Below are 11,001 nucleotides of genomic sequence, written 5' to 3'. Positions count from 1 at the left end.
GATTGGAGCTGTGAGCTTTCTTACGTTCAATCCTGGTTTGTTTCAGCGCTTTATGGCCTTGCCCATTCAAATCTACACCTACATTACTCGTCCCGAACCGGGGTTTGCTAATGCAGCCGCAGCGACAATCATTGTTTTATTGTTGTTGATTTTGCTGTTGAATGGCACAGCAATCTACATTCGGCAACGCTTTTCTAGGTTGAGATAAAAGTAAGATTTGGGGGACTTGAAGCTAGAGCCAGCAAATTGCTTCTCACTCCTCCTGCATTTTGAATTTTCACGCCTAACTTTAACATCCACTCAGAAAATATAAGCTATGCGCTCTAACACAACATCCAAAAATAAGCAAGATAATGCCGTTTTTAACGCTAAAGGAGTCAAGGTTTACTACGGTAATTTCATGGCTCTTCAGGAAGTCAATGTAGCAATTCCTGACAAGGAAATCGTAGCTTTCATTGGCCCTTCAGGATGTGGAAAAAGTACCTTTCTCCGCTGCTTCAACCGGATGAACGATTTAATTACTGGAGCAAGAGTTGAAGGCGAACTCAATTACCAGGGTAAAAACATTTACGACGACAAAATTAATCCGGTAAAATTGCGGCGTCAGGTGGGCATGGTATTCCAGAAACCGAACCCTTTTCCCAAGTCGATTTACGAAAATATTGCATTTGGCCCGCGGACCAATGGTTATAAGGGTAATACGGATGACTTGGTAGAGCGATCGCTCCGGCAAGCTGCACTTTGGGAGGAGGTGAAGGACAAGCTGAAAGAAAAGGGCACGGCTTTATCTGGAGGGCAACAGCAACGGCTTTGCATTGCCCGAGCGATCGCGATGAAGCCCGATGTTCTTTTAATGGATGAGCCTTGTTCTGCCCTCGATCCCATTTCAACTCAGCAAATAGAAGAACTTTGTCACCAGCTGAAACACCAATACACCATCATTATGGTGACCCACAACATGCAGCAAGCTTCGCGAGTATCCGATTGGACTGCATTTTTCAACACGGAAACCGATGAGAGTGGCAAGCGTCGGGGAAAATTAGTCGAGTTCAGTCCTACCGGGCAAATTTTTAGTTCTCCTCAGACTAAAGAAGCTGAAGCTTATATCAGTGGTCGGTTTGGTTGAGTCCAGCCATTTGAGATTTTTGATTTGGGTTTATCTTTTGGGATGAATCTAGACGTTTGCAGATTTGGTATTATCGAACACAGCCATGCGAACCAAACTAGCAATAGGCGCGATCGCGCAAGTTCAGACTAATGTCGTTAAAGCATTACAGGCTATTCAACAGGGGTGCCAACAACCGATAGGAAGGTGGTTAAACAGACATTCGTTGTCGAGGTTTGTTTACCTGTTTTTGGTCGGAATTAGCTTGAGCGTCGCGATCGCTGCCTGCTCTGGAAGCAATGCCACCTTAGCTCCCAAACCTGATGTAAAGCTAAAACTCGTTTCCTTCTCGGTTACCAAAGCCGCTCACGACCAAATTATTCCCAAATTCGTCGAAAAGTGGAAGAAAGAACATAACCAAAATGTTACTTTCGAGCAGAGCTACGCTGGGTCGGAGGCTCAAACCCGTGCCGTGATCGATGCTTCGCAAGAAGCAGATGTGGTACACCTGTCACTCCCCTTTGACATCACCAAAATTGAGCAAGCCGGTTTAATTCAACCCGGTTGGGAAAGAGAATCTCCCAAAAGCGGTGTTGTGACTCGGTCGGTTGCTGCTCTTGTTACCCGCCCTGGCAATCCCAAAGGCATTAATACTTGGGCAGACCTGGCAAAAGATGACGTTAAGGTCATTGCCGCTAACCCCAAAACGTCTGGTATTGCGATTTGGGCATTCTTAGGTTTGTGGGGTTCTGTGACCCAAGCAGGGGGTGACGAGGGTCAAGCTCTGGACTACACCACCAAAGTCTATAAAAATGCCCCCGTATTAACAAAAGATGCACGCGAAGCTAGCGAACTCTTTTTCCAGCAAAATCAGGGAGATGTCTTGATTAACTACGAAAACGAAATAATTTTGGCCGGAAAGAACGGTCAGAAACTGCCTTATGTAATACCCGACGTTAACATTTCCATTGACAATCCTGTTGCAGTGGTAGACAAAAACGTCGATAAACACGGCACCAGAGAAGTTGCAGAAGCATTTGTCGATTTTCTTTACTCAACAGAAGCCCAACAAGAATTCGCTAAGTTAGGATACCGTCCCGTTAACCCTAGTGTGGTAGCAGAAGTGGTATCCAACTATCCTCAAGTCAAAACGCTCTTCACCGTTCAAGATTTGGGAGGTTGGGATATGGTTCACAAGCAGTTCTTCGTCGATGGGGCAACGTTTGATAAAATTCAGTCAGCGAAGAAAGCTTAAGGGGCTTCAACGTTCGATTAACTGTCATCTGCCATAATAAAAGACATGGCCTCATCAAAATCAAACCGCAAATCTTCTGACTCTCAGTCTTCTGAAAATCGTGTTGTATACCAAGAGTTTGGTTCCGGCAGTAAGCCGGCTGCCTTTGAACGAGCGGCTCAGGATTTACCTCCCAATCAGCAAGATTTGAGAGTACAAGCTTCCCGTAAGGGGCGCAAGGGAAAAACTGTAACCGTCATTAGCGGCTTTCAAACAACACCAGAAACGTTAGAAAAGCTGTTGAAACAACTCAAAACTCAGTGCGGTAGTGGGGGCACTGTGAAGGATAATACGCTGGAAATTCAGGGCGACCACGCTCAGAAACTGGTTCCACTGCTGACTCAGTTGGGTTATAAAGCAAAGATTAGTGGTGGCTAATTGTTAAACAACCCACATTCCACACCCTCAACTGTCACACAGGCTGCTGTGACTAGTGCAAGTAAATAACTAGCGGAAATAGCAAGTAAAAATACTTAATACTTTCTTCTAGAGTGGCTTTTGATTAGAGAATCTTAAGGGAAACTAGCACCGCGAGACTCGGCGTTAGGTGCTGCCCCAATATTATAAGATAGCTGAACAAGACCCGAATTATAGGTTTGGCATTTAATCAGATTCAAAGATTGAGGCGTTATTGGGTTAGCAAATAGTGGAATTCCTTCACCTAAGACAATGGGGTGTATGGATAGAATAAGCTCATCTACCAGATTCTTGTCCATGAAGTCATGAGTCAATCGAGAGCCTCCAACTAACCAAATATTCTTTCCATCCGCCTGACGCAAATCATCGACAAACTTCTTAGTGTCTTCCTTTACCAGCTTAACCTTGTTATCGGCTTGGAAGTAGGGATTCTTGGTAAACACATAGCTTTTCACGCCTTGGTAGGGATACTCACCGAAAGTAAGAACTTGCTCGTAAGTCTTCCGGCCCATAATTACAGTATCAACACTAGCGAAGAATTCTGAATAGCCGTAATCTTGGTCTGTAAATAACCAGTCAATGTCACCGGACGGACGCGCAATGTAACCGTCTAAGCTGGATGCAATGAATAGTACAACTTTACGCATGGCACGAGTCTGATAACCAATAGAAGAGTCAGTTCCGAAATTAGCAATTCCCATCCTAGGAGAGATGTTCAAGTTAGCCCTCATCTAGTCGGTTCACCTGAAGAGATGATTTCCCTACGTGAGCGCTTTCAATCAGAATGCTCAATCAGAGGGTTTACTTCGTCTGAAAGATGTTCTGAACCATTGATTTGTCTACACTTGCGGCAGCGCGATCGAGTTCGGCAACCTCATTGGAGTCGAGTTGCCAGCCCAAAGCACCAATATTCTCCTTCGCCTGTTCTACACTTTTCGCGCCAGGGATGGGAATGGTTCCTTTACAGATGCACCAGTTGATGGCAACCTGCGATATAGTCTTGTTCCTAGATTGGGCGATCGCTCCTAAACAGTCCAAAAGCGGACGAATACCTGGCAATAGCTGCCTAAACAGCAGACCTCGGATGCCTTTGGGAAAAGGGCCTTTCTCGGAGTATTTTCCGGTTAACAGTCCCAATACAAGAGGGCTGTAGGCAATCAGTTTTATCCCAAGCTCATCACAAACGTCTTTGAGTCCAAGTTGGGTGACAGGGTAGGTGGATAGCAGGGAGTACTGAACTTGCAGGGTGGCAATAGGAACGCCGCGATCGCTAAACTTTTGATGCACCCATTTGAGACGCTTCGGCCCATAATTGGATAAGCCTACTCCCTTAACCGACCCTTGCTCATAAAGGTCGGCAAGACCCTGCAAGAGTGCCGCCTCCTGCCAGGGAGCGTAGTTTGCAGTAGACCAGTGCATTTGCACCAAATCTACGTTCCTTCCCAGACGCTTGGCAGACGAGGCGCAAGCTGACACCATTGACTGGCGGGTTAATCTCCACGGATAAGCCGCTAGCTTGGTTGCAATGCAAATATTTTCTTGATTTGAACCCACATAGTCCCTAGAGAATTGTCCTAGGAGTTGTTCGCTGCGCCCATTTAATTTCCCCGTTCCGTAGGAATCGCCTGTATCAAATAAAGTCACGCCGTTGGTGACACAAAGGTTGAAGACCGCTTGCAACTGGTCATCCATGCTTTCGTCATATCCCCAAAGCAGTCGGTTGCCCCATGCCCAAGTCCCGCACCCCATAGTCGGGAGGAAGAGTTTTTGTGTCATCTGCATGTTCACTCTCGTGTTATAACCTCAATTTAGGGTTGATGGGTTTGTTTGCTCAACCTATTCCTTACTTTGCGATCGCTGATTGGCTTGGCAGCGTGCTAGTGCGATCGCCACTGATATATCCCACACTTTGGGAGATGTTAGTTTGTCAATGGTGCGCTACCCTAGTAGTGTGGGCTAAATACAATATTGAATTTAAGAGGATATCACTATCGCTTCTAAACAACTGATTAACTACCAAATCAAGTCTCCTCAAGTGCTTTTGATTGACCACGAAAACAACAATCGTGGTTTAACCTCTACCCGCGAGGCACTGCAACTCGCTGAGAGTGTAGGACTTGACCTTGTCGTCGTTTCCGAGAGTAAGGATACTCCGGTGGCTAAGATTTTAGACCACGGCAAGCATCAGTACCAGCAGAAGAAGCGCCATCGCCAGAGCGCTAAACCAACGATGAAGGAAGTTCAGCTCCGTCCCAACGTGGGCGAGTCTGACTATAGCTTACGCATCGATAGAGCTGTTCAGTGGTTGGGTAAGGGCGATTCAGTTAAGTTTCAGATTCGGTTAAGGGGTCGAGAACACCAACATCGCGAGCGTGCCTCAGAACTGCTTGACCGCATTGTAGCTGACATCGGTCAAGCTGGAAAAGTTCAGTCCTTGGATAAACGCTCACTGATTGTTCAGGTCATTCCAGCCTAGATTTAAATTTCTTCGCGGGAAGTCCCCGGATGCAAAGTAGCAGAATCCGGGGACTTCTTATGGTGTCTCCGAATAAAAAAATGCACCAAGTCTTTTTGGATAAATAACTTGCTACTCAATAGACATCTCCAGAAATTAGGTTTTTACCAAGACAGGATAAGGGTTTCAGATTCTTTTTCGGAGATGTCTAATAAGTAGTACATTCTGTGTGGGATATGCGTTAATTAATTTAAATAATTCTGATCGAGTCAACCATCCTGATAGGTATTTAGCGCGGCTGATATAAGAATTAAGAGTACAACTTATTCGTTCATTTCAAGAAGCTGGATACCCTTATGTCACCCATTGAAACATTCTTCACTTTCGCTTGTGCCTGCACTTTTTCAGTCGCGATGCTAGCGACTTGGTTACGCTTTGTGAGCAAGCCTTCTAATCAAAGACGCGCCTAGTATTTGTCCAGGACAAATAATCTATAGCAATCCTATTGGATGGATTGATTGACGAACACTCGGTGCTAGGCTCTTTGTATGAACCTGGTTTCAACACGTATGCGTTTGGCTCTCATTTAGGATTGCTATATGTGCATGAATTGGCTCAACCCAAGAGGCGATATCATATCCGCTTTAACACTCACGGTGTTATGGATATGTGTAATAGGAGAAGTTCTAACGATTACCTATTACTTACAGAGTTGAATTGAACGCTTAATACAGCAACTGTTGTGACAGCTCCTACACCGACCTGAGTACAGGTACGGTGTAGGCTTCCAAGACAATCCGGCTATCGCTTAGGAGACTCTTGGCTTTAAGAACGGACTGCCCTACCGCTCTATTTCTTATGTTTATTGCTGCATTATGATCTCTGTCCAAACTACACCCACAATGAGGGCAGTCATGCCAACGAATATGCAGCTTCTTCGGTACTTTCGACGCACAATTGGAACAATTTTGTGAGGTATTATGGGCACTCACTGGTACTACCAAAAAACCAGCGTTTTCGGCTTTGTTTGTTAGTATCGACAGGAAGTTTGACCACCCAGCATCCAACACCGATTTAGCCAATCGAGTACGAGCTAGTCCTTTGACGTTTAACTCTTCATGAGCCACTACGTCATATTTTGATAGCAGATAATTAGCTGTCTTAAAGTGAAAATCCTTGCGTTTATCTGCAACTTTCTTGTGTTGCTTGCTCAGTTGCTTAATAGCCTTAAGTCTACCGTTGCTTCCCTTCTTGCGACGTGATACCCGTTTCTGGATAACCCGTAAACGTTTTTGAGATGAGCGGTAGTGTTGAGGAATAGCAACCGTTTCACTCTCGGAAGTTGTCAAGAATTCCTTCAGCCCTACATCAATTTCAGTGATTTTCATAGGGTTGAAGTCTGGCTTAATTTCTGGAACAGTTTTGTCTTCCAGGGAAAGCGTGAGGTAGTAACTATCAGCTTTCTTGGTAACAGATGCGGTTTTGATTTTAAACCCATCAGGAATAGGGCGATGTAGGACAACCTTGACCTTTCCAAACATCGGCAAGTTAATCAGATTGCCCTGTAAACAACCCTCTTTCATCTGAGGATAGGTGAAAGTGCGATAACGGTTACGAGCCTTAAACCGAGGTTTACCACTACGTTTGCCATTACTATCACCCTTCAAGAATCTGTCGAATGTTACCCTGACTCGCTTAACTACATCCTGAAGGACTTGTGAGTAAATCTCGCCGTACCAAGGATGAGTTTTCTTAAGTTGTGGTAACGTTTTCTTTTGACTGTAATAGTCGGGATTGTCTCGAAGCTCTGGTAAATGACAAACAAGTGGACAAGCGTTAACAGACGAGCGATTTTGTTCGTACCAGTTGAACCTATCAGCCAACAAGTAATTGTACTGAGCGCATAGCATTGATAGCCACCTATCTATCTCAGTTGCCTGTTGTTTTGTTGGGCGTAATCGGTACTGATATGCTGTTCTCATTGACCTGTTTTTCTGTTTATCGACCTACAGAAAGTATACAATATTTACTGCTATTCTTTTCGGAAAAAATAGGTCGTTTACCTTACAACCATCCTGACCGTGATTCATCCCACGCTGCCCTTACGGGTCAGACGTGGGATGAATCACGGAAGAAAGCTAAAAATTTATATGAACTGATGCAGTGTCCAGAGTTAAACTTAATTGAGCGTCAGTATCTCAAACTCCGGGTTACCATACATCTGCGTTCGGTCAACGGCGGAAAGAATTTTATTATTCGCCGCATCAGAATCCAAACACTGGCACACCAACTGCGCAACATCGGCACGGTGAATTGATCCAGCGACTTTGTAGTCTTCTGTCAGCACACCAGTCCCAGTCGGAGGTTCTGACTTTAACCCACCAGGTCGAATTACCGTGTAAATCAGCCCACTTGCAATTAAATGTTTCTCTGCCTGCTCTTTTTCGATCAAGACAGGTTTCAATGTTTCCAGCGCTTGCGGTGGTATTGCAACAACACTCTCTCCACTCCCAATAGAAGAAACCAGGATGAACTTTTTCACTCCTGCTTTCACTGCCGCATCGATTAAATTTTTATTACCCAAATAGTCTGCTCGTTCGCCATCTTTGGGTAAACCCCCAATAGTGCTGATGACGGCATAAATCGGTTCATCTCCCAGCATGGCTTGTTCAACAGCCGCCGCATCCAAGGCATCTCCCATTACGGATTTAACTCTCATCGCTTCTAGCTCCGCACGCGAATCTTGTGATTGCCCGGAAGAGACCGCCTGAAGTGGCGATCGCAGCAACGCTTTGACTTTCTTACCTTGTTCCGTCAAACATTTCGCAATTTCTCGACCCACGCCCCGACTGGCACCGGCTAAAAAAATGTAGGACTCATCTGTCATGTTCAGTTCCTTACAATCATATTTTCCTATCTTCTCAGAATAAGGAATGAATTGATTTCATATTTAACCCAACTGATAACTCCCGTATATCAAGGTGTAGGGGGTATTACTCTTCGTTAACACACCATCCTCATACTAATTGCTCAACTCTTTTACCTTTGAGGAAATAAGTCATCATCTCTCCCTTACCTTTCACCTTAATGATGCCTCGCTCCTCAAACAGATACTTATCTCGTAAGGACTGATAGGTTGATTCCGTGACTTGAATACACCCAGGTAGACTATGAGATTCCATCCGACTGGCGGTATTCACTGCGTCACCCCACAGGTCATAAATGAATTTTTTCGTACCGATTACTCCGGCCACTACAGGGCCAGTATTGATACCGATGCGGATACTAAGTTCTGCATTATGCTTGGCATTGAAATTCCTTACTTCCTGTTGCATACCGATCGCCATTGCGGCAATCGCTTCTGCGTGGTCGATGCGAGCATTGGGGATGCCCCCCACTACCATATAAGCGTCCCCAATGGTCTTGATTTTCTCTAAACCATACTCGTCACTCAATTTATCGAAGGCTGAGAATATCTCGTTGAGCAAATTGACCAGTTGTGTCGGGGAAATTCGTTCTGAGAGGTTTGTAAACCCTACAATATCTGCAAACAGAATGGTTGCCTCGGCAAAGCCATTGGCAATATTTCTGTGTCCCTCCTTCAACTGCTCGGCGATCGGCTCAGGTAAGATATTGAGCAATAAACGCTCAGACTTTTCCTGTTCTATTGACAATTGCTCATTGGTCTTCTGCAATTGAGCCGTGCGTTCCCTGACACGATGCTCTAACTCTTTTGAAGTTTGACGTAGCCTGCCAATCACCAGAGTTATCCCAGATAGCCCTAACACCGATAGGAAAGCTAACATGGCGAAATTTTCTCGTAGACCCTGGTTAGTCTTAGCCATGAAACTATCTAGGGGAGCGGTAATCTCTAGAATTCCTCGCACATCCCCGACTTTCCAGTCCTTTTTCGGGCTGTCAGGTGAAGTATTGTGGCAACCGATACAACTGGGCTTGAGGATATCTGCCTGGGCATATCGTAATGATTGACGACCTTGGAACTTTTCAACTCGAAAAAACTGCTGCTCAGGATGTTGCCTTAAGTGCTGGAGTGCCTCCCGCTCAAACTTATCTCTAGGCCCGCCCTCCTTGCGTCGATGGGGAAAGGGGAAGTCACTATAAAGTCGGACTAACATTCCCTGATTCTTCTGACTAAGACGATTACCGAGTTCTATTAAGTAGGTCGCTGGTACGGGAATGGCTCCCTCTCTGGCGGTGTAGTCATCAGTGAAGGTGATTCCGTGAATTCCTTGAGCTGCTTTGATCCGATTAACTGCCGCGTCGCTGTAGAGCGTGCGTGCTTCGTTAATTGATCGCGCATACACCCGTGCATTCTGAAGGGCTTGTGATCGCACCAGATTCATCGAGAAACTATACATATGCACCGAAGACCCCGCGACTCCGGCACACAATAGGAGCGTCAAAATCAGAATAGTCCGCTTGTAGAATACTCTGCTAAATGCCGCCAAGGTTTGAGCAATAAACTGGTGCATGACATCCACCAATAGAGATAGCTATCTGTTTTAAATACTTCAATGCTTCCCTGACAACTCCGTAAAAATACGGCAATTTGATTAAGTTACTTTTGAATTAAATTCGATACGATATCCATCGTAGTCGTTATCTCCAAGCTGAAGTAAGTACTAATCCCACAGTTCATTTGGCTGATACTCAGTATCCTCAAACCTCAGCAGCACAACCTAAGGAGATATTCCCCGGAGAAGTTTTTGCGAATACGGCTGATTTTGATAGCGGCATTCGCCAGTTGCTACCGCGATATGAGGAAAATTGGTATCAAAAGCCACATGATTTGCCCTTAGGCAGAGCGATCGCAACCATGCTCACTTTAATATCGGTATTGCGATTGATTGGCAGGGATTTCGCGCACTCTATCCTATTTCCTACGAATTATCGGCATAATAAAGGGAAAAATAAGCAGCCTCTACTGTTTAGCTCTATTCCTAGTGATGATGATGCTCAATCTCCCCCAGTATCAAGAGACCGACCAACTCTATGCCGGAACCCGCACCTTCGTCTATCGCGCTATCCGAGCTATTGATCGCCACCCCGTCATCATCAAAGTTCTCCGCAACCCCCACCCTAACTTTAATGAGATCGTCCAGTTCCGCAATCAATCTGTCATCACCCGTCATCTGAAACACCCTACGATTGTTCAACCTCTCGCCCTGGAACGCTACGGTAATGGTTATGCCTTGGTGATGCCCGATGACGGCGCGATCGCTCTTTCAGACTATTGGCAAGTGTCAACCCGTTCGTTGACAGAGTTTTTAAACATTGCCATTCAACTAGCCCAAGCTCTGCATTACCTCATCGAGCAGCGCATTATCCACAAAGACATTAAGCCCAGCAACATCCTGATTCACCCCGAAACTCGGCAAGTTAAGCTTATTGACTTCAGCATCTCCAGTTTGCTGCCCAAAGAGCAACAACAGCTAACCCATCTCAACGGCTTGGAAGGAACCCTCGCTTACATCTCTCCAGAGCAAACAGGACGGATGAACCGAGGAATTGACTACCGTACCGATTTCTACTCTCTCGGTGTTACTTTCTTTGGCGTTAAATACTCAGTGTCGAGATAGGTAGATACTTGCGTATTTTCCCCCTCGCAGTACCGGACGTGCAACTTTCAAAGCATCCGGCTCCTGGTCTTTAGCCTGTACTCCACCTCCATCGGATAACTAGAGCAGTTTTTCAGGTAGTATTCAGGCA

The 11,001-nt window shown here is 45.5% G+C and carries 11 protein-coding genes and 2 pseudogenes; 8 read left to right on the top strand and 5 right to left on the bottom strand.

What is annotated here, in order from left to right:
- The 4 genes and pseudogenes from V6C93_RS25675 to V6C93_RS25660 all read left to right on the top strand — a co-directional run.
- A pseudogene (locus tag V6C93_RS25675) lies at positions 1 to 208 on the top strand (phosphate ABC transporter, permease protein PstA); the annotation flags it as partial.
- 108 nt (positions 209 to 316) lie between these two features.
- Positions 317 to 1,126, top strand: a complete 810-nt coding sequence (gene pstB, locus V6C93_RS25670; protein WP_333479506.1) for a phosphate ABC transporter ATP-binding protein PstB — start codon at positions 317 to 319, stop codon at positions 1,124 to 1,126.
- Between the two features lie 85 nt (positions 1,127 to 1,211).
- Positions 1,212 to 2,360, top strand: coding sequence for a sulfate ABC transporter substrate-binding protein (locus V6C93_RS25665; protein ID WP_333479505.1), 1,149 nt, complete (start codon positions 1,212 to 1,214; stop codon positions 2,358 to 2,360).
- Positions 2,361 to 2,405: 45 nt separating this feature from the next.
- On the top strand, positions 2,406 to 2,777 hold the full coding sequence (locus tag V6C93_RS25660; RefSeq protein WP_333479504.1) for a translation initiation factor: 372 nt from the start codon (positions 2,406 to 2,408) through the stop codon (positions 2,775 to 2,777).
- 134 nt (positions 2,778 to 2,911) lie between these two features.
- Here V6C93_RS25660 and V6C93_RS25655 read toward each other — a convergent pair whose 3' ends face one another.
- On the bottom strand, positions 2,912 to 3,547 hold the full coding sequence (locus V6C93_RS25655; RefSeq protein WP_333479503.1) for a dihydrofolate reductase family protein: 636 nt from the start codon (positions 3,545 to 3,547) through the stop codon (positions 2,912 to 2,914).
- Between the two features lie 70 nt (positions 3,548 to 3,617).
- Positions 3,618 to 4,598: an aldo/keto reductase gene (locus tag V6C93_RS25650; RefSeq protein WP_349262841.1), complete on the bottom strand. Its 981-nt coding sequence runs from the start codon at positions 4,596 to 4,598 to the stop codon at positions 3,618 to 3,620.
- On the opposite strand from V6C93_RS25650, the gene V6C93_RS25645 reads away from it, so the two are divergent.
- Positions 4,586 to 4,825, top strand: a complete 240-nt coding sequence (locus V6C93_RS25645) for a hypothetical protein (protein ID WP_333479501.1) — start codon at positions 4,586 to 4,588, stop codon at positions 4,823 to 4,825. The two genes, V6C93_RS25650 and V6C93_RS25645, sit on opposite strands and share 13 nt — an antisense overlap.
- Positions 4,801 to 5,292, top strand: a complete 492-nt coding sequence (gene infC, locus V6C93_RS25640; protein ID WP_333479507.1) for a translation initiation factor IF-3 — start codon at positions 4,801 to 4,803, stop codon at positions 5,290 to 5,292. Before V6C93_RS25645 ends, infC begins: the two co-directional genes overlap by 25 nt.
- Positions 5,293 to 6,023: 731 nt before the next feature.
- Here infC and V6C93_RS25635 read toward each other — a convergent pair.
- From V6C93_RS25635 to V6C93_RS25625, 3 genes are all read right to left on the bottom strand, one after another.
- Positions 6,024 to 7,253, bottom strand: a complete 1,230-nt coding sequence (locus V6C93_RS25635) for a transposase (protein ID WP_333479500.1) — start codon at positions 7,251 to 7,253, stop codon at positions 6,024 to 6,026.
- A 197-nt stretch (positions 7,254 to 7,450) separates the two neighbouring features.
- Entirely contained in the window at positions 7,451 to 8,158 is a 708-nt protein-coding gene (locus V6C93_RS25630) for an SDR family oxidoreductase (RefSeq protein ID WP_333479499.1), read from the bottom strand.
- Between the two features lie 130 nt (positions 8,159 to 8,288).
- Positions 8,289 to 9,764: an adenylate/guanylate cyclase domain-containing protein gene (locus V6C93_RS25625; protein WP_333479498.1), complete on the bottom strand. Its 1,476-nt coding sequence runs from the start codon at positions 9,762 to 9,764 to the stop codon at positions 8,289 to 8,291.
- A 167-nt stretch (positions 9,765 to 9,931) separates the two neighbouring features.
- Here V6C93_RS25625 and V6C93_RS25620 point away from each other — a divergent pair, with 167 nt between their 5' ends.
- Together V6C93_RS25620 and V6C93_RS25615 are read left to right on the top strand one after the other, a co-directional pair.
- Complete coding sequence (locus V6C93_RS25620) at positions 9,932 to 10,330, top strand: hypothetical protein (RefSeq protein WP_333479497.1); 399 nt, start codon at positions 9,932 to 9,934, stop codon at positions 10,328 to 10,330.
- Positions 10,245 to 10,844: pseudogene (locus tag V6C93_RS25615) on the top strand (serine/threonine protein kinase); the annotation flags it as partial. The gene V6C93_RS25620 and the pseudogene V6C93_RS25615, both read left to right, overlap by 86 nt.
- Positions 10,845 to 11,001: the final 157 nt, after the last annotated feature.

Source organism: Allocoleopsis sp. (genome assembly GCF_036703385.1).
In the GTDB taxonomy this organism is placed as follows: Bacteria; Cyanobacteriota; Cyanobacteriia; order Cyanobacteriales; family Coleofasciculaceae; genus Allocoleopsis.
This window is presented reverse-complemented; position numbering and strand designations above follow the sequence as displayed.